Below are 19,838 nucleotides of genomic sequence, written 5' to 3'. Positions count from 1 at the left end.
GTCAATATTATTCCATTCACAATCATAGCGACTTTTACTAAGTGTCCATCCTCATTTCTGCTCGTGAACCTCTTCTGTAAAATATGGTAATATATAAACTGACATATAAAAAGGTACAATTCTAAACAAATAGACATGTCAAAGGAGATCGTAAATGATAAATGCCATTTTTGCTTTTAAGGAGGATTCCCCCAGATACAAACAAATTTACGAGCAGTTTAAGTCATTTATTGAAAGGGGTGACTTACTTGCCGATGAACAATTGCCCTCCATCCGCCAACTGGCAGATTCCCTTCAAGTAAGTCGCAATACGACATTAATGGCTTATGATCAACTTGTAGCTGAAGGCTATATTCGTGGAGAAGGGAGAAAGGGTTATTTTGTAAATGAATTAGAGCCACTTTTATCCCAAGAAGAGTTAATTCCTCATAATAAAACGCAAAGGGAGCCAGTGACACCTACCCTCATTGATTTCCGGGCTGGTGCCGTAGATCAAGCACATTTTCCTCTGAAAATTTGGAGGAGGATTGCCAATCAAGTATTAACGTTACAGGAGAGTTTTCAATATGGGGAACCCTTTGGTGAGGTGTGCCTACGTGAACAAATTGCCACATACTTACTCCAATCCCGTGGGGTGAAAACAGATGCAAATGCCATCATTATCGGCAGCAGTACCCAACAAATGCTTATCAATCTTGGACATATACTGAAGGGTGATTTTCCAAGCGTTACAGTAGAAGACCCTGGATATGATGGCGCTAGGGAAGCTTTTCAATTCCATTGTTTTACGATTGAGACTTTACCAGTTTATGAGACAGGTGCTGATTTTTCGCAATTGGAACAAATTAAATCACGTCTAATCTATGTAACCCCTTCCCATCACAGTCCATATGGGGTAAGCATGTCCATTCAACAACGGCAAACGCTTATTCATTGGGCTAACAAGATGCAAGGGTATATTATCGAGGATGATTATGATAGTGAATTTCGCTATACGCAACAACCATTTCCAGCTCTCGCTTCCATTGATTCTGCTAGAGTCATTTATCTAGGGAATTTCTCAAAGTCCTTTCTTCCAGGAATTCGTTTAAGTTATATGGTGTTGCCAGAGCCACTTTTAAACCGTTATAAAAATCAATTTCTTCATTTCGAAAGTACCACTTCACTTCTAAGCCAGCTCACAATGGCTAAATTTATGGAAGAGGGAGAATGGAATCGCCATATTAAACGTATGCGTCTTGTTTATAAACGAAAAATGCAGCACTTGGCATCAATATTAAAAAAGCAATTCAATCAAAATATATCCATTATCGGTAAGCAGTCAGGTTTGTATGTATTAATCAAAGTACACCTGGAACGTTCAGAAGAATGGCTAATAGAGCGAGCTTCCTTTCATGGTGTTAAAGTGTACCCCACCTCACTCTACTTCATTAAAAATAATACCGCTGAACCAATTATCAAACTTGGCTTCAGCAATCTTTCTTGTGAGGAAATCGAGCTTGGCGTGGAACTCCTAAAAAAGGCTTGGTCATAAAAAACACATCGTAATCGCAGCTTATATCTATTACTTGGCGGGGCAGATCATGGACTTTCAAAACACAGCTCCTCATTCCACTGACATGCCCCGTCAGCTCCATAAGAAAAGAGCTGATCGTCACAGCTCTCTAATGAACTAACTCCCCCTTTACTTTAAGTACAATCTAAAGAGAAGCTGCCAATATGACAGCTCCGTTCCGTTCTTTAATTCTTGCATTTGAGGGTGAAATAAAAGTGGGCTTATCATAATAGTTCACCCTTCCAAAACAAGTTATAGAAGTGCTTTGGTCATTATAAAGTCCATTTGTTCTTCATCACCCATATAAAAAGAATGGGCACCAGTTTGAACAAACCCCAGTTTCTTATAAAAGGCAATAGCATTTTCATTTTTTCCCCATACGCCGAGCCAGATTTTCTTTTTATTACGTTCCTTCGCAATTTCCATAGCTTTATTTAGCAGATATTTACCCAGCCCATGTTTTTGAAATTTGTTCTTAATATAAATCCTCTCGATTTCAAGTGATTCATCACCCATTTCTTCAGTCTGAGCATCATTGATATTGACCTTTAAATATCCAGCTACTTGATCATTAAAATAAACAAAAAAGAATTGCGAAGAAATATTGGATAATTCTTTTTCTAATTGTTTTAAGTTAAACGCCCTTTCCAAATAGGCATTCATATTTTCGGCTGAATTCTGATCCTTAAATGTCTCATCAAATGTTTCATAACTAATTTCTTGAAGTTCGCGTGAATCTTCAAGGGTACACTTTTTAATATTTTTAGTCATTTAAATATGTCGCTCCTTCATATAATCAATAATTTCTCTTATTTCCCTTTTTAACAAATTCCATATTCTTTAAATTCTATATTACTTATAGAATCTAATGCTCTTGCTATCATTCCAATTTCACGAAGAATTTCCTACATGATTAACTCCTCAGCAAAGATTTTTGTTGTAAATGCAATAAAAATGACATATATTAAATGTAACCTTACTTTGTTGCATTTGCAATAAAAAATAATATTAAAGGGGTCGAGCAAAGTGAAATATGTTTTTTATGTATTAGGAATTTTACTATTAACTCTTGGTATTTGTTTCACTATACAATCAGACCTTGGAACTTCACCTTTTGATGCACTTTTAGTAGGACTGTCCATGAATGTGGGGCTTACTGTCGGAAGTTGGGAAATCATAATGGCTTTAATATTGATATGTTGTAATTCATTTTTAAAAAGGCAAAGACCAGAAGTTTTGGGGTTGTTAACAGCTTTTATAACGGGCATTGGTATTGATATGTGGCTTTTTTTATTGCACAATTTGCTAACACCTGAACTATGGTACAGCAAAGTTGTTTGTTTTGGAATCGGCTTGGTAGTTATAGGATTAGGAACTGCTACATATTTACACACAAATTTTGCACCGATTCCAGTTGACCGATTAACATTAATCATACAAGAATTAACTAGAACAAATATTTTTTTTTCGAGAACCTTCATTTACCTCGTATTCTTGCTAATGGCAATGGTCCTAAATGGACCAATTGGCGTTGGAACTTTATTAACCGTTTGTTTAGGGGGGCTAATGCTTAATTTCTTCATGCCGCTTACTGAAAAAGTATTAGACCGCATATTAACAATCTCTAGTCCATCACCAAATTATGATAATGATAAAAACCATTCAATATAGAGTTCAACTATCCTGCCCCGATAGTAGCATAAAGAAATGCTGTCTTAAAGACAGCCCCGATCCTCAGCTAACGCACCTGTTAGTTTAAGTGCAATATTTCCCATACTACACAAGAAAACGCCGTTCCTCTTATAGTAACCTTTCACAAATTTCTACTTTTGCGAACGGTAGAACAATGCTATACCTCCCATTTCGAAATTCTTATACGAACAAGGGTAAAGACCAAAAGATAAAATACTAGCCTTAAAGGCTAAAAGGTTGCCATCAATGCAACTAAAACCATATTTGTACATCATCAGATGGTATCGGCATTAAAAAAGGATCTTCAAAACAGAAAGATCCTTTTTGCTGCTTATTCAATATAAGTGGAGGATGGTTGAAGAAGAAAAGGATTTTCAATACAATTATTGCACTTTTATTATTGGATCACCTTTCCAGTAGAACATTCTTCACCCTATAATGATGCGCTCTTTCGGATAGTGATACGCATGTTTAACTGGGTTGCCTCCCATACTGAATAAGAAGGTAAACATGCCGATTTTCCCTATAAACATTAAAATCATGATTACGACCTTCCCAGCAGTACTCAATTCCGGTGTAATGCCAAGCGAAAGGCCTACAGTGCCAAAAGCAGAGGAAACTTCGAATAAAATTTCCATTAGGGAAAAGGCAGATTCAATGCGTGTAAGAATGATAACTGCCACACTGCACAGTATCATACCTGTTGTGAAAACGATGAATGACTTGATGATATCTTCTTCATCGATCTCCCTTTTGAATATTTTTATTGTTCTGTTCCCTTTCGCATAGTTGTAAATGGTAAGCAGCATCACAGCAAACGTGGTGGTTCTTATCCCACCCCCAGCACTGCTGGGGGATGCCCCTATGAACATAAAAATACTCAGTAACAAAAGGGTAGGTACTGAATATTGGTTGGTATCGCTGATCGCCATTCCGCCAGTCCTTGAAGATGTAGAATAAAACAAAGAATGGACAAAGGATTGATGCCAAGTCTTTTCTGAATATAAATGACTGTACTCAAACAGATAGATGAAAATGGCTCCAATTACGATCAGTATGAAAAAAGTTACGGTTGTAATTTTTGTGAACAAGCTGAACCGGAATGGCATCTTTCCCTTATGCCTAAGCCACTGACCTACCTCCATTAAAACAGGAAACCCAAGGGATCCGATAATGAAGAGTACTATATTTAGGGTCAGGACAAAATAATCGTCTGCGAACGGAATCAATGATTTTCCTGTAATATCAAAACCAGCATTTGTCGTAGCAGACACAGAGGCGAAAAAACCTTGCAAATAAGCCTCTTGCCATGTTGGGAAATACTTCAAAAAATATGTACCGAATACAACAGCCCCTAATAGCTCAATCATGACAAAGAAAAAGAAGATCATTCGTATGAACCGAACAATCCCTGAAAAAGTGGGGCTGTTTTGTTCTGTCGTCATGAGTATTCTTGCCCTGAGCCCTATTTTCTTTCCTGATAGCCATAGTATGGTTCCGAAAGCCACGATCCCAATACCACCAAACTGGAGGATAATTGTAAAAATAAACGTACCGGGAACACTAAGCAGCTGGCTTACATCTGCCGTTGATAATCCTGTTACAGTTACCGCACTAATAGAAATGAATACTCCATCAATAAACGCGAGCTCTGCATTCTGCTTTTGAGTAATAGGTAGCAGCAATAAAATGGTTGAAACCATTACAGCTACTAGGTAATAAAAAACAATTATTTGAGCAGCAGATAGTCGTTTTGTTAAGTCCTCTATTTTACTATTCATTTCTCTCCAACTTCTATATGTTTTTTGACAAACTTATACCTAATTTGTATTAACGTACCCTTGCACAATTTCAACTTATAATAATTTGTCCATTAAAGTAAGAAAATAAACTACCTCGTTGAAGAAGACCTCAAAGGATCGAATGAATACGATATACAACTCTAGGAAGTAGCTAAAAAAGCCAAACCCGTGTATCAGGGGTTTGGTTCTTAGTCATTTTTTATCGTTTATTCAGGATTTTATACAACCTTGCTGTAGCAATGGTTTGCTAGGTGATCAGTAAACCCCAAAATACCTTTTTGTATTTTTCATAAGTTAAGTTTACCTAACCTTCTTTCACTAACGTGCCCCTCTAGTTCATTAAGAAAAGCGATTCTTGAATAACTCTAGATTAGCTATAAATTCATTCATTTAAAAATCTATAGGACTTTGATATTTAATAATCTTGTTTTAGAGACCATACCAGCACTTTCTAACGTTTGTTTCGAGGGAGCGTTATAAAACCAACAACCGCAATCGGATTTAGATTATTGTCATAACACCATTCCTTTAAATGATGTATGATCGTTCTGCCAATTCCGTTTTTTCTGTATTGTTCATTTGTAAACATGCCGATATTTCCATATTTGTCGAGTACTTACTTGTTTCTATAATCCCTATTCCAAGAAGAATACTTCCTTTGGTGTAGGTGAATATTTCCCTATTTTCAATACGTTCCTCCACTTTATCAATGAACTCCCGACATACCTCAGTTATTTTTGGAGCACCCTTTCTTACTTTATATGACGTTATAAGTAACTTTAAGTTTCAAGCATATTTGTTCAACTAACCTCCCTCTATAAACATTGATGTATCAACGGTTTGCATCACTCGGTGTATTAGGGGAATTATTTTCCCCACTCTACTTTTAAACATAATATTAAAATTTTAGTTTTTATTACCAAATTGAGCGAACGCTTCGCTAAAACTAATGGAAATCATTAGCTATTTTCATGAGTTTTCCCATAATGTTAATCCCGCTAGTTTAATCAATTGGCGTGGATTTTCATAAAGTAAAAAGCTTCCAACTTCTGAAAGCAAATCAACAATAGAATCTATTATATCAGTAGCCAGGGTATGACGTACGGGTGCGTGGGACTTGATCCCGTGAACTGAACTGTCCGCCCCCCTACTTGTAGAAACATGTTTGAGGCTGGTTGGGACTTAGATCTCGTATAACAAGCGAAGTTATGACACTACATGGAGGACTAAGGGGTACTGGCTAGTAAGTTGAGGAGGAAAAAACGATGAATCCATTGGTCTGGATGTGGCAAAAGGAGAGAGCCAAGTTCATTTTTAGATCAATCTAAACCGTATGGGAAGAGTTTTCAATGAAGCATATCATAGAGGAACTAGATCATTTTTTAGACTTTCTAAAAGAAATTGAAGAGGTGACATGGCAGCCCTATTGCGCTATTGCGGAATACTCATTAAAGAATGCTGCTCTGTGGATTCCTCTTTTCTGACGAATATTGCACCTGTTAGTTCAATAACCCTTCATGTGAACGATTTCAATCATGGGCAACATTTATGAATGGCTACTGAAGCTACCCCACCACAAACAATAATAAGTGCTTTTCCTATTCTAATCTCCTAACTAAATAGATTTTGTAAATGAAAGAGGGAAGTCAATAACAAACTAACTAGCAGTGCATCAACTTATTAGGATGCTGTAGAAAACAAATGAATGCAGTGTCTCTGCTTATCATTAATCAGCCTATTCAATCCATTTAAGTCTTTGATGCAATAATCCATCGGAGCCTTTATTTTCTCCTGTGACAAAGTCAGTCATATGGTAGGTTAAATACCCTCCGTACTTGCTCTTGGTGTTGAGCAAAAGCTCATCTACATAATAGATACCCAAAGAAAGGTCATCCAGGATTATGCTCGCCATAGCAGCATAAATGCCACAAGCAACTTGGAAGTACGTGGCGTTTGTTTTGAATTTCGGATATATTTCACTACTTTTCATCACATTATATATATACTTTTCGCTATCCTCGTAAACTAATAGGACACCAACTAGGTCTTCACCTTCAATTTCACCTACATCTGGATCAAGTAATTGTTGATTCCAATCCCAGAGAACGTCTACATTAGCCAAATTATTTCGGATTGATTCCGTTGTATATTCATTTACACGATAAATAAACCCCAATTGCATATCAAATAATTTACCTAATGTAATCACTTCTTCATGTGGCATTAGACAACCATAAAACTCTTTTTGCCCTAACTTTACTTTATACTCCATTGCATATACTTCTTCATAAAAATATTGTGGCAAATGATGATGGACAAACATAGGGTAAGATAATATCGCTTCATCCAGGAAGCATTCGACCGACCAAGAAGTATAGAGTGTGTTAGGTTTGATCAACGTTTTGTCTTTAAAAAAGGAATCGTCATGCTCCACAATGTAGCAGGCTAATGGTTTTCGATCCGGATTTTCGTTTATGAGTTTTATGGCCATCCATTGCACTACACCAGGATTCATACCCGAGCCAACAATCGCCTTCATATTGGTAAGATTTTTTTTGCTATCTTCAAATCTAATATATCGCTCGGTCAATGGGAAACCATATAGACTTTCGTCCTCATCGACCTCAGTGTTCTCGAGGGCTGAATTGATGTAAAAAACACCTAATTCGTTACAGCATTTCATCATCTCAATTGTATCAGCCCATGAAACATCAATGACTACTTTCGTTTTTGTCCTTTTTAAATGTTTCTGAAAGTGACTTACATCCATGAGATCAAGCTGGGAAATTTTGATTTTATCCGCAAGGTTTGGGAATAATTGGTCGTAATACTCTTTATCCTTTTGTTTAATATCAATTAGGTGAAGCTGGGAAATGCTAATGATGGGGTACATAGGGTCATTTTTATCTTGGGCGGATTGATTTATTATGGCCAATACCGCTTTTGCAACACCTCCACTGCTGCCTAATATAGAAATGGAAAATGAACTTGTCCCATTTAACATTTCATCACTCCTTTCGCCAATTAATACTGTACGTGAAACATGTGCAATGATTTCTTAAACAATATATGATTCTAATGATCGCTTCGTATGTGCTTCTGTCTATGAATAAGAGAGGTATTAGAATTAATAATATGAGATTTAGAATAAGTGCTTTTTCAACTAAGGGGGCAGTAGTTTAATAAAAAGGGGTTATACCATTGAAGAAACATATCTGATTGAAGGTGTATTCGGCATTCAAAAGTTATCGTTTATGGCAGGATGATTTTTGAATGTAAAAAAGCTCCCGATTGTGGAACAAGAATAAAAGAGCTTTCTCGTTTTCCAGGGGGGACATTCCGCTGATTGAACTTGGATAAAATACGCTAATGAACGGTCACTTAATCGAAACTGCTGTATATAGTAATAGTAAGTTTTGAGAAAGGGTGAATAGAATCAATGATACATCCAGATACCGAGATTCGGTTTGTCAATGAAAAGATTGGTGTGGGCGTTTTTGCCACAAAAATGATCCCCAAAGGAACGATCATCTGGGCATTGGATGATTTGGACATTATTCTCAAGGAAGATGAAATTGAATCGCTTGATATCGTGCGAAGGGAAATCGTCTATAAATATGCCTACCTCAACGATGACGATTACTACGTGCTGTGCTGGGATCATGCCAGATACATGAATCACAGCTTCAGTCCAAATGTGGTATCGACGGTCTATGAGATTGAATTGGCGTCGAGGGATATTCTTCCCGGAGAACAAATCACATGCGACTATGCTACGCTCGGGTTGGACGAACCTTTTGAGTGTGAACCGGAGGGAGGGACTTCTAGCACCGTAGTGATGCCTGATGATTATCTGTATCGCTATAAGGAATGGGATGAGTTGGCTAGGGAGGCATTCAAACAATTGAATCAAGTAGACCAGCCGTTGCGTCATCTGATTCTACCGGAGTTCGTCGACAGGGTAAACGCGATCGCAGAGGGACGTGCCGAGCCAGATTCCTTTCTTACGCTCTATGAAGAGGAGTAAAGGCAACTAAACAACCACCAGGACAGACGGATCTGTTGGTTTGTCTATGTTAATTTTACCAGCTTTTTTTGGCGATCTAGCAAGATCGAACTTGAATCATCAACGTGAGAGTTTAAAACCCAGAAAAGTTCGCACCTCTGACAAGTAGAAAGTGCTAAAAAAGACTATTACTTCTGTTTTCTTAGCTTCCTTCATCGTTTGACGAATCTTTTCATACAGGTGTTCAAAGCCCTCTTTTGATTGATGGACTGCGAAGGCTTTTTCTATCACGCGCCCTCGTTCATCAACAAAACAAGCGTAATGAACACGCTTGGCAATATCCATACCAACAACGAGTGTATTTTCAGTAACTTGATTAATTTTTCATTTCATTTAAACTGGATAGAGAAGTCCTCCTGTTTGATGCTGGGTCAATTGTCGTTGACACTCATGCATCTTACAAGAGGGCTCTTTTTCTTTCAAGACCTCGAACAACCTTCTAACAGGAATGCTGCCCCTTTAGTGCCATAAGAAAAAACTGCCTTAAAGACAGCTCAGATCGTCAGCTAAAGCACCTGTTATTTCATTAACAATTGAGTTAATAAATATATCTAAAAGTCTCATATTTTCCATACTTGATAACAGTTTTAAATTCTTCTCCACCATTTTTATCATTTAACAAAGCATCCATCTTATCATCTTTAATATTGTAATGTCTCTTATTCAGAAAGCCTACACTTCGGATTGTTGGATGGTCTAAAATTGGTGATAAGTCACCATCTAGCACATTAGTATCAACAAATCTAAAGTCAATTAGGTTAGGAAATTGATTTAAAAATTTCAAATTATCAAGATTACCGCAAGAATTAAGACACAGAACCCGAAGATTTTTCAGAGAGAATAATTCTTCATTTGGTACAAATTTCTTTGATTGATTAATATGTAAATGTTCTAGCGTATTGCCTAAGCCAGACAAACCAAAATCCTCTTGTAATTTAGTACAATAATGTAATTCTAAACGCTTTAATTTATTCATTTTTTCTATCCCAAGGAAATCTTGTATATTAGACCAGTTTAATTCTAGATAGAGGAGATTTTCAGGAATACCAACAAAGTTGCCCAGCTTATTCTTTTTATGATGCCAAAAAGTTAAATACTTAATGTTTTCAAGCTGCATCTCATTAAACTTATCTTCTTTTAAGTTTAAGTAAGACTGAAGATTATCTGGTATTTGTTCAAACCAAATCGTATTATTTCTCCAGTTATCCATTTTGAATCTCCCCTATATTCACCTTTATTTCTTTATCTTATCATTTGAACTTATTAAACTAAACTGCCCCGATAGTAGCATTAAGAAAAAGCTCTTAAAAACAGCTCTGATCTTCAGCTAACGCACCCGTTAGTTTAAGTACAATCCTTCACAATCTTGATAACCCGCCCCGCGTTAGCTCAATAAAAAGAGCAGCCCACAAAGAGCAGCCGAATCCTAACCATTTAGTTTAGTAATCCTATTAGTTCACGAAGAGTTCTTGTTTATAAACTAAATATTAAGTCTCTTATTTAAATCTTTTAAGCTATAAATGGCTAAAGCTTCAGCATCCTTATTTTTACTATTTGAAATTTCATTTAAAACTTCTCGTAGATAGTCATCTTCTATAATCCCTTTATTGTTCCCTTCTGCACATTCAGATAAGAACGTCATTAAATAATATTGCACTTTAGGTTTTTTGTGGTGTCTCATTTTTTCAACCATATATCTAATTAGTTCGTTATTTGTTGAAAGAATTTTTATAAATAGTTGGTCTATTTCACCTGGTTTTCCATTTATCATGCCATGATCAATCTTCGAATAATACTCCTCGATTTGTTGTCGGGTTAGAGAACTATCGTCAAATTGATCCATTTCCTCTTCTTTAATTTCTTCAACAAGACCATTCATAAATTCTTCAAAATCTTTCGCTAAATTTATCTCTTGATTTGCTTCAACATCGATAAAAGTAACAATTGGATTTTTTCTACGTCTATAATCCAAGCATATAAACGCAGGAGCCTCTGCTGAAATGATGACTAATTTTTTACTCCGTATCCCCCATTCTTTACGTAAATAGATTGTGTCGATTAGTCCTGAGTCTTCCCCTATTCCGTATAAAGCATCGACATATACGGAATTATTGGCCCAACTATTAGGGATACTGGTAGGAAAATATTTCTTTTTTAGATAGAATCCATTTCGTTTATTCAGTACGTTAATATATGACTCGGGTAAATCCACTTGTAATTCTCTTTGAACTTTTTGAAGCGTTTCCGCATTTAGTTCACCTTTAAAATTATCATCAAATTCTTCTTCCCACAAATCCATCCTCTGCCACTCCCATAAAATACTAATATCATACTTTTTAAAACTAATCACCTATGGCAAATATATGTTTTTTTCGCTGTAACGCTTCTATGCAAAAAAACTTTAACTCTTTAGCAAAACGTCTAACTTTTTGTTCTTTGTCCTCCCCTGTGTATTTATTAATTACGCCATCACATATACCTATTAATTCATTAATCTCGTCTCTATACAATATTGTTACACCATAAATATTAAGATTTAAAAGTAAACCATACTCATTATTAGAGTCCTTTTCCTTGCTTAAAAGATATGAGTGTATTCCCTCTTCAAATTCTACATGTGTTTCTTCCTTATACGCTTCTTTATAGGTGTTAGCTAAAATGAAATTGATTCCACACATTTACTTCACCCTTCCCTACCTATTTCTAACTATTTTAGCAGATTGTACTCAAGTCCCTTATTGAACAAACCTGCCCCGTTAGTGCCATAAGGCTGCCGCAGCACCCCTTGTTATTGAAGTAAAGCACCCGTTATGAATACACTACGCTTCTTAAACTAATCTACCCTTTTCAATATGAAAGGAGCTGCGGAAGCAACCCCCTGTCCGTTAGTTTATACCGCACGCCCCAAAAGGAAAACGTTGCGAGAATGGACATATTTTCGAAAGAAAAAATGGCCATTCTTTTGGTAATATAGAGGCAGCTGTTTATAATGAGGCATTTATAACATACGGAGATGATGAAAAAATGACAGGACCCGTTTTGATTTTGACCATTATTTTAACGATATTTAAACTAGTTGTTACCTGCCTTCCAACCGATGTCGTCAATTGGCTTTTGAATAAATTTAAGATGCATCCAACACTTAGTGACGTGAATACCGTGATCACGATGGACGGAAAACGATTGGAAGGGGAAGAGAAGAACCAAGTGATTCAGGATGTTAACCACGCGATGGTTTTGAAGAAAAATCATATATTTCCTGGAAACGAATCCTTGTTTTTACAGCCAAAGAGCGGTGTTAAGCCATTGGTCATCGATACGAAAAAAGGCAAAAAAGATATTCGGTTATTGGTGTTCGTATACGGCGACCATGTGGATGTCGTAAAACAGGACAAGAAGAAGCTCGTGGCATATAGCATGCGTTCCGAAAGCCTCCAAGACCGTTCGATGATGAAAGGACTGGATGTAAAGGAAGCATAAAAGGAAGAAAAATGACAAACCACACCATGATGTGTGGTTTTTTGATTAGGAATTATTTATTTTCTTACACGTCTTCTTCTTCTCTTATGAGGATGCCTTCATTTTTTGTGCTCGCTCACCTAGATCGCGGTCTTGATAATCAGTGACCATTTTCTAGTACGACGCACACTTTAGCCGAACAAGGGAATCTTTTTTACTAAATTTTAATGTATGATAATGTAAAGAATCGTACATTTAAAAGGCCCAAAAATTGGGGGCCTTTTCATTTAATTTATTTTCTTTTTATAAATATATAATACAATATTAGGAACGTTAATTACTTCTAAAACTACGCATTGCTCTCCGGCGGTCGTGCAGTACCATCAGGATAATTATTCCCATCATCACTCCCAAGACGCTACCTAACTCTGTGGTTAGTACATATGCAAGCGGGTTCTCTAGAGCAGGTTGTGCATCGGGGCGAGTGGCGGCCAAGCGGTTAAAGAGGTTATAAGAGAACAGCATTCCCGACGAGATCCATGCAGTTGCCATAGGAGGGAAGAACCTCTTCAACCCGCGGCGGGTGGTCAGTACCAACAAACCCCACGCCCCCGCGAAGGCCCATACACCGGTACTCAACGACAATAGGTGCCACCATAAATCGCGGTTATCCAACATAGCTGGGTTGATGCCAATAGTTCCACCGACCGCCCAAAATAGCTTAATAAATCCAAGCAGGATACATCCAGCCGCGACAAGCCTAGCCAAGGTGATATGCAGTCTCTGGCTGTTGCCCGGGAGTAATTCAATGTCGATTGGTTCGGCAAATACCTCTGGCCAACGCGCTTTAGCGTATCCAGCTAAGGCGAAAGGTAGGCAGATGCCGACTCCAACCAGTGAGACCATTACGAAAATCTGCTCATATACCCAAACGTTGGCAGCTCCTGCCTGCTGATCGCGTATCATAGCAGCAGGACCAAGCACAGGCGCCAGCAACAGCATAGGAATAAGTAAACCAGTACCTACCCAGACGGGCAAGGCAACCAACCAGGCGGGCAGTCGCTCACCCCATGTCATGCTAAACGCCAATGCTAACAGGAAACCAACTGCAGCTAGAACCATTGTTACTGCGTTTGCAGTGCGCCAACTTGGGTCGCCCATTTGTTCGGTCGGCATGAAGAGACCGAAAGTCCAGGCGATTTTGATTAACAGATAAGGCATTACCGCTATAGCGGCACCATAACCCCAATATCTACGCTTTTTCATCAAATGTGAAATTAGCTGCTTTTTCATTACTGTCATGAGGTCACCTCGGCCGCCAGACCAGTGAGTTCGTAAATCTCTACCTCTACAATGAACAGAGCGCTTCCAATTAAACTCTCATTTTTATTTCTATTTATAACTATAAATAAACACCCCTTAAGAATTATAATTTAAACTGTTTTAGTTTTAATGAATCATAGGACTTTTCACGAAGATAATCATTTCCCCCAATACTCTCACCATCAATACCCTAAAAACTGCTCTGCTCGCGTTTATTTTAACATAATATCCCAATTATAAATCACTTATTCTAAAAATTGACACAAGAAGATCGCCTTCATTGACGACCTTCTTGTGTCAATTCTTCTTGAACTATCCTGCCCCTTTAGTTGAATAACAAAAAGCTGCCTTAAAGACAGCTCTAATCTTCAGCTAACGCACCCGTTAGCTCAATAAGAGGTACCTCCAACATTTTATCCTATGAACAGAGATGGAGAGGAGACTATTGTGTCATTTTCCTAATTTGAGCATAATGTGATATTACCCATTTAATTAATTTCCTCCTTAAAAACAATTAAGGAGATGTTTCTAGATGTCACGTTGTGAATCAAGTTGTGATGACGGTTTTGGATTTGGTGGAGGTTTCGCCTTTATAGTCGTTTTGTTTATACTCCTAATCATTGTTGGAGCTAGCTTTGTCGGTGGATACGGCGGCGGTGGATATGGTTACGGGGGCGGTTACGGAGGCTGCTGCTAAATAGTATGAAAAAAGCCGACCTTTATTGGTCGGCTTCTTCAAATTTGATTCCTATTTCTGGGGAATGATAGCTATTTTGAACACTCTAATTATGGTCCAGATGACAAAACGCGAAAAACTATGATAATACATTTTATGAAAAATAAAGCCCCGAATTTCCAACGCTTAGGATCCTAGTTGAAGAGTGGGTAATAAATTATTAATAGTATTCCTAAAAAGATAAAACCAAAAATAATGATTAATCCACTGGTGTCTAGTAGAACACCTATTACTACCCATAAGAAATAGAAAATCTTAGTTTTTGTACTTTCATTTTTATAATTTTTATAAGACTCTTTAATTAACCACCCTAAAATGCTACAACCAGTTACAACCAATAGAATACCAATAGCCACTATTTCCATAAACGTAATGTTTTCTTACTCCTTTTAAGGAAATTTATATACCTGTTAGTTTGTCACTTTTCTACTGCAACTAACCTGCCCTTTTAGTTGCAGTAGAAAAGAGCTACCTTAAAGACAGCTCTGATCTTCAGCTAAAGCACCCGTTAGTTCATTAAGAATTCTTCAGACTCAACCAGTTAAAATAAACTCTTTACTAAACGAACTATCATTCTTGGGATAAGAGTTAAGATGTTAAAAACCAATTCAGATAAGATTGAATCACGAATTTCATTCATTACGCATTTGAAAAAACCTTCTTTGCCTTTCTTTTTTTCTTTATTCATCATTTGTATCCTCTTTATCTTTCATAATTACTCCAATTATATTCCTCTAAAATACTTCCTCAATTATTCTACCTTTTTAGATAAGAAACAAAACTGCTGTTCGGCTCCTGATATTGAAGTAAAGCAACCGTTTGTTCGATCACAAAAAATATATTACCCACAATAGAGATAAAATGCTTAGTAAAAATGTCAAACCTAGCCCTATTAGTTCCTTTTTTGTTGCCTTTTCTAGTAAATACCGTTCAATTAATATTAAAAACAGCCCAATGAATATGAGGATATAAGCCATAGACCGATAATCATTGTAAACACCGTAATACAAGGTGGAAACAAAGTGGATAATTCCTGCTGTTACCCATAAGAGTAACGCTGGAATAAACAAGGGCTTTATTCTGTTTTTTAAAATTTTCATTGTAATATCACTTCTCCATAAAGACATCTTACCAAAAATCATCCTTTATACCTCAAGAATAAATTTCCTTATCTTATGGAACTAACCTGCCCCGTTAGTTCCATAAGAAAAAGCCGCCTTAAAGACAGCTCCGATCTTCAGCTAACGCACCTGTTACTTTAAGTACATTACTTCACAATTTTGAATGGGTATAAATAACTTGAAATTTTAGTCGCCAACATAGAAAATTGCTTGAAAAAGACAAATAAAAAATTCTGGCTCTTGTATAGGGCATTCCTCTTCAATTTCTAAATATGTCTTGGACCATTCAGTAGTCTTCATTTTCCATCTTGCTACTTCTCTACCTTGATGATAAAGTTTTGCCCAATCCATCATTTCCTTTTTTACTAAATATTCTGATGAATCATTTGTAATGAGGAATTCGGGGACAACTACTTGCCAAGATTTATAACTAACATTAAATACTTCTTTGGTTTTACAGTTTATCACTCTATATTCTGTTTTTCCCATCCACTTTGTTACTTTTTTACACTGATAAACTAAATCGTTATCATTTGAATAAACATCAAACTGAACATACCAATCAAAACTCCATAAGTAAGTTACTATTCTGGTAATAAAGTTTTTAAAAGTCCTTTTGAATTTACATTTCACATTACCTTGTTCATCAATCACATCAATTAATTTAGTTGAATCCTTAATCTTTGGGGGAAAGTATGTAAGTTTCTGCATTTAAGATCCTATATCCTTTATTTAAAATTTACTTTGAACCTTTGATTTACTTGCTGACTAAACGTCTTCATAAATTCCATTTTTCTTCATCAATTTTCCACTATTAAAATCACTGTATAAAAATACCATATTTTCATTAATGTTGATATACTTTTTCTTTCACTACACTGCCCCGTTAGTGCTATAAGAAAAAGGCTGCCTCAACGACCTGCCTTATTGAAAGAAGAAAACTAATAGTTTTTGTAACAAGGAATTATTCACTCAACCTCGAGGTAGTTGTAAGGTTAGTAAGGGCACAAAATCTAAATACACTACAATAATATTTATATGGTCCAGGTTAAGCTAACCTGAACCATTAAAAAGCTGCCTTAAGACAGCTTCAATCTTAAACTAACGCACGTTGAATGGCTATTCCAGTAATTACTCGGACTTAAATACGATTACAGCATTTCCCGCAATCCTTACTTCCTCTTGTTCCTGATTACAAATTTCCACTTGAACATCAATGACGCCCGGTTTATAGCTTCGCCCTGCACTGCTTTAAAACTAAATAAAGTATTATCATGTTTGACAAGTCCATGGTGTATTAGGTATGCGCCTAAGATTTATGCTGTTTTTAGCCGTTCTATTTTCACTGTTTGTACTATATTGTACAAACAGTTTTTCTATTAATGAATATAATAACTCGAAAATAAAAAAAGAGGTGATTAAAATAAACCCTTTTAATCCTATTCCACATTGTAAACCTTTTGTAGATACCACATATCTTCATAACAAATGTGAACCTGCTTGGGCAGCTCAAAGAGAACGGTGTAATCAAAGACGTCGTCAGAACTGTAACTGTACTTGTCCTCCGAGAAGTCCCGGCGAAACGTGTATAGAGAGATGCCTATCAAATCTTAGTGGGTGTCTTTTAGCTTGTAGGCGTGATCGATCATGTGAAGATTTATGTTTAAGACAATTTGACGGGTGTCGTCAACAATGCTAATTTTTTAAGGGGATTTTTGAAATTAGAGTGTCATAAAGTCGCATTGGTTTGTTGATAATTATTTTTGTAGATACTGGTGGAAGGAATCCCGACTTTTCCTAACAAGAAAAAGAGAGCCTGTTGTTCCGGCTCTCCTCTAAGTTGAGATTTTCACGATATTAAAAAACCAATCTCCTTCACACTCACCGAATTCTTTACTTTTTAAGTCTCGAATTTACCGTCAGAAACTTTCAAGTCAAATTGCTTGGTAAGTTTCTGCTTTAAACTTATAAGATCATATGGAACTGATAAAGAATAGACCTTTATATTAATGTCAATAACTCCTTTCATTCACTTTTATAAGAAATATCGACCTATGACCTGTTATCTAGTTCATTATGATTTCTTATGCTTTCTTATGGTTAATGGTCGCATCATGTCATGGTCTTCGTGCTCCAACTTATGACAATGCCATACATACTTTCCAGCAAATGGTTCAAATCTCATGATGATTCGAACCGTTTCTCCCGCGTTGACTGTCACTGTATCTTTTAAGCCAAAATCAGTGGGAAGAGGTTGTTTGAGGTTTCCATTACTGTCACGGCGTTCAAGGACGAGAAAATCCACCAAGTGAAGATGAATTGGATGGCCGCCGTCAGTTATGTTTTCCAGCTCCCATATTTCAACCGAATCAAGCAGAGGTGTTTCTGTCACTGGATCATCCCACTCTTTTCCATCTAACAAAAGCATAGGACGTCCAAATTCATCCTGTGTCTCCACAAGTGTTAAGTGTCTTACCTTTTTGACTTCTGTGAGTGGAATATGATCAATATTACTTAAAATCGCCGGCACTTGACTGTTGTCCTTTCCTTTTAAGGGCTTTGTCACTTTGAATGCCATCACATCGCCTGTAGGATTCCCTAATTCAAACTGGTTTTGCAAGATGATGGTTTCGCCTTGCAATTTAGAGAAGTCCACAACGATGTCTATCCGCTCAGCTGAACCAACTAGTAGACTTTGTACCTCAATCGGCCGTTCAAGAAGCCCCCCATCTGTTCCGATTAAAAAAAAAGACTGAGAATTACTTAATTGAAACTGGTATGCGCGAGAGTTAGAAGCGTTTACTATACGAAATCTGTATTTGCGGGGCTCCACGTTTAAATAAGGCCAAACTTTCCCGTTCACTACGATTGTTTCTCCAAAAAAACCAGGAACGATAGATGGAAAAGGTAAATCTGGTGAGGGATTGCTTGGCTGGGCTGGATAAAACAGAGATCCATCTGGATTAAATGACTTATCCTGGACGATGAGTGGTACCTCATATTTTCCCTTCGGAAGAGGCAGCGCCTTCTCTTCTTCATCGCGTATTAAATAAAGCCCTGCAAGACCTGCATACACATTTAACCGGGTGATACCAAGGGCATGGTCATGATACCAAAGAGTGGTCGCTCTTTCTCGGTTTGGGTATTTGTAGGTCTTTGTTACAAACTCTGGCCCTGTTTGCCCAAAATTTTTGGTAAACCACGCCTCTGGGTGTCCATCACTTGCTGGTGCACTCGGACTTCCGTGTAAATGTACAACGGTTCGAACTTCAGGGGTATGAGAAGCCCCATGAATCGTTGTATCGATGGGTAAAAAATGTTTTTTAGGTAATTTATTTTTCCATTTCACGTATATAGGTTTGTCTTTCTTGACTTCAAACGTTGGACCAGGCACTAACCCGTTATACGCCCATACTTTTGTTTTGGGCAAATTTTGATGAAATTGATGTCGTGTTTGTACCATGCTTACAACATAAGGGTTATTTTTGGTAGTTTTTCTTGATTTGATTACCGGCGGAATTGGGAGTCGATCAACAAATTTCTTAAATTGCATATTTTCTTTTTTTCACTCCTTTAATTTATAAATATTGAAAACAAAGGAAGGTTCATGGCTTGAACCGTGAGACTGGTCGAAAGCAAAAAGAGATTTAAATGGCCTTGTACCAACTCTTCAAATTGAATTTCGGGAAAACATCGGAAACTTCGTTCACTAATGCCACACGAACACAATGGATACTACCTCATTAAAATACAAGCTATATATTATTTTATGGCGTTAAAAACGTTGTGAAACGACACATGTCCGAGATGTAAGTATAAAAACACTGGAAATAGTAAAATGGTCTACCCCACTCCCCCCCTTTCTATCAAATTATGAAATGAATAAGGGGAGTGCTTGTGTAAAGTGAGCAAAACAAATGTATAGGTATAGCATTAAAATTTTCCGTTTTTTTAGAATTTGTGTCAAATACGACATAAAAGAGAGATAAAAATTTCATCTCTCTTGTTCATCTATCCTTGCCTTTTAGTTCCATAAAGAAAAAGCTGCCTTTAAGGCAGCTCCGATCTTTAGCTAACGCACCCG

At 36.9% G+C, this 19,838-nt stretch carries 16 protein-coding genes and 3 pseudogenes; 5 read left to right on the top strand and 14 right to left on the bottom strand.

The window, feature by feature from the left end; translation table 11 throughout:
* Positions 1-154: 154 nt before the first annotated feature.
* Complete coding sequence (gene pdxR / locus BW986_RS20920; protein ID WP_076370361.1) at positions 155-1,534, top strand: MocR-like pyridoxine biosynthesis transcription factor PdxR; 1,380 nt, start codon at positions 155-157, stop codon at positions 1,532-1,534.
* 273 nt (positions 1,535-1,807) lie between these two features.
* On the opposite strand, the gene paiA is transcribed toward pdxR, so the two are convergent.
* A complete protein-coding gene (paiA, locus tag BW986_RS20915) occupies positions 1,808-2,326 on the bottom strand; it encodes a spermidine/spermine N(1)-acetyltransferase (RefSeq protein ID WP_076370359.1) in 519 nt (172 codons plus the stop codon).
* A gap of 255 nt (positions 2,327-2,581) precedes the next feature.
* On the opposite strand from paiA, the gene BW986_RS20910 reads away from it, so the two are divergent.
* Entirely contained in the window at positions 2,582-3,226 is a 645-nt protein-coding gene (locus BW986_RS20910; protein WP_076370357.1) for a YczE/YyaS/YitT family protein, read from the top strand.
* A 449-nt stretch (positions 3,227-3,675) separates the two neighbouring features.
* Here BW986_RS20910 and BW986_RS20905 read toward each other — a convergent pair whose 3' ends face one another.
* From BW986_RS20905 to BW986_RS20895, 4 genes are all read right to left on the bottom strand, one after another.
* On the bottom strand, positions 3,676-5,028 hold the full coding sequence (locus tag BW986_RS20905; RefSeq protein ID WP_076370355.1) for a TrkH family potassium uptake protein: 1,353 nt from the start codon (positions 5,026-5,028) through the stop codon (positions 3,676-3,678).
* 472 nt (positions 5,029-5,500) lie between these two features.
* Positions 5,501-5,638: a hypothetical protein gene (locus BW986_RS31125; RefSeq protein ID WP_311316567.1), complete on the bottom strand. Its 138-nt coding sequence runs from the start codon at positions 5,636-5,638 to the stop codon at positions 5,501-5,503.
* Entirely contained in the window at positions 5,578-5,751 is a 174-nt protein-coding gene (locus BW986_RS30855) for a hypothetical protein (protein ID WP_260320916.1), read from the bottom strand. Before BW986_RS30855 ends, BW986_RS31125 begins: the two co-directional genes overlap by 61 nt.
* 1,033 nt (positions 5,752-6,784) lie before the next feature.
* A complete protein-coding gene (locus BW986_RS20895) occupies positions 6,785-8,053 on the bottom strand; it encodes a saccharopine dehydrogenase NADP-binding domain-containing protein (protein ID WP_076370353.1) in 1,269 nt (422 codons plus the stop codon).
* Positions 8,054-8,488: 435 nt separating this feature from the next.
* Here BW986_RS20895 and BW986_RS20890 point away from each other — a divergent pair, with 435 nt between their 5' ends.
* Positions 8,489-9,076, top strand: a complete 588-nt coding sequence (locus BW986_RS20890) for an SET domain-containing protein (protein WP_076370351.1) — start codon at positions 8,489-8,491, stop codon at positions 9,074-9,076.
* A 162-nt stretch (positions 9,077-9,238) separates the two neighbouring features.
* On the opposite strand, the pseudogene BW986_RS20885 reads toward BW986_RS20890, so the two are convergent.
* The 4 genes and pseudogenes from BW986_RS20885 to BW986_RS20870 form a co-directional block, all read right to left on the bottom strand.
* A pseudogene (locus tag BW986_RS20885) lies at positions 9,239-9,400 on the bottom strand (IS110 family transposase); the annotation flags it as partial.
* A 253-nt stretch (positions 9,401-9,653) separates the two neighbouring features.
* Complete coding sequence (locus BW986_RS20880) at positions 9,654-10,325, bottom strand: hypothetical protein (RefSeq protein WP_076370350.1); 672 nt, start codon at positions 10,323-10,325, stop codon at positions 9,654-9,656.
* A gap of 270 nt (positions 10,326-10,595) precedes the next feature.
* Positions 10,596-11,414 carry an SMI1/KNR4 family protein gene (locus BW986_RS20875; RefSeq protein WP_076370348.1) on the bottom strand — a complete coding sequence of 273 codons (819 nt, stop codon included), beginning with the start codon at positions 11,412-11,414 and terminating at the stop codon, positions 10,596-10,598.
* A 43-nt stretch (positions 11,415-11,457) separates the two neighbouring features.
* Positions 11,458-11,793: a hypothetical protein gene (locus BW986_RS20870; protein WP_076370346.1), complete on the bottom strand. Its 336-nt coding sequence runs from the start codon at positions 11,791-11,793 to the stop codon at positions 11,458-11,460.
* A gap of 346 nt (positions 11,794-12,139) precedes the next feature.
* Between BW986_RS20870 and BW986_RS20865 the strand changes: the two genes are divergently transcribed.
* The gene (locus tag BW986_RS20865; RefSeq protein ID WP_076370344.1) at positions 12,140-12,595 is read left to right on the top strand and encodes a YfmQ family protein; all 456 of its coding nucleotides are present in this window, start codon (positions 12,140-12,142) and stop codon (positions 12,593-12,595) included.
* A gap of 312 nt (positions 12,596-12,907) precedes the next feature.
* Here BW986_RS20865 and BW986_RS20860 read toward each other — a convergent pair whose 3' ends face one another.
* Positions 12,908-13,876, bottom strand: a complete 969-nt coding sequence (locus BW986_RS20860) for a hypothetical protein (RefSeq protein ID WP_076370342.1) — start codon at positions 13,874-13,876, stop codon at positions 12,908-12,910.
* A 553-nt stretch (positions 13,877-14,429) separates the two neighbouring features.
* On the opposite strand from BW986_RS20860, the pseudogene BW986_RS20855 reads away from it, so the two are divergent.
* Positions 14,430-14,546 (top strand): annotated as a pseudogene (locus BW986_RS20855) (YjcZ family sporulation protein); the annotation flags it as partial.
* Between the two features lie 628 nt (positions 14,547-15,174).
* Here BW986_RS20855 and BW986_RS30360 read toward each other — a convergent pair.
* From BW986_RS30360 to BW986_RS20830, 4 genes and pseudogenes are all read right to left on the bottom strand, one after another.
* Entirely contained in the window at positions 15,175-15,324 is a 150-nt protein-coding gene (locus BW986_RS30360; RefSeq protein WP_179086129.1) for a hypothetical protein, read from the bottom strand.
* A gap of 616 nt (positions 15,325-15,940) precedes the next feature.
* Positions 15,941-16,465, bottom strand: a complete 525-nt coding sequence (locus tag BW986_RS20840; RefSeq protein ID WP_076370334.1) for a tubby C-terminal domain-like protein — start codon at positions 16,463-16,465, stop codon at positions 15,941-15,943.
* A 420-nt stretch (positions 16,466-16,885) separates the two neighbouring features.
* Positions 16,886-17,067, bottom strand: a pseudogene (locus tag BW986_RS30850) (hypothetical protein); the annotation flags it as partial.
* 761 nt (positions 17,068-17,828) lie between these two features.
* The gene (locus BW986_RS20830) at positions 17,829-19,307 is read right to left on the bottom strand and encodes a multicopper oxidase family protein (RefSeq protein ID WP_076370332.1); all 1,479 of its coding nucleotides are present in this window, start codon (positions 19,305-19,307) and stop codon (positions 17,829-17,831) included.
* Between the last annotated feature and the right edge of the window lie 531 nt (positions 19,308-19,838).

Origin of the sequence: Peribacillus simplex (genome assembly GCF_900156045.1) — a bacterium.
Classification (GTDB): domain Bacteria; phylum Bacillota; class Bacilli; order Bacillales; family DSM-1321; genus Peribacillus; species Peribacillus simplex_D.
Note: the sequence above shows the minus strand (reverse complement) of the source record. Positions and strands in the feature narration are given on the sequence as shown.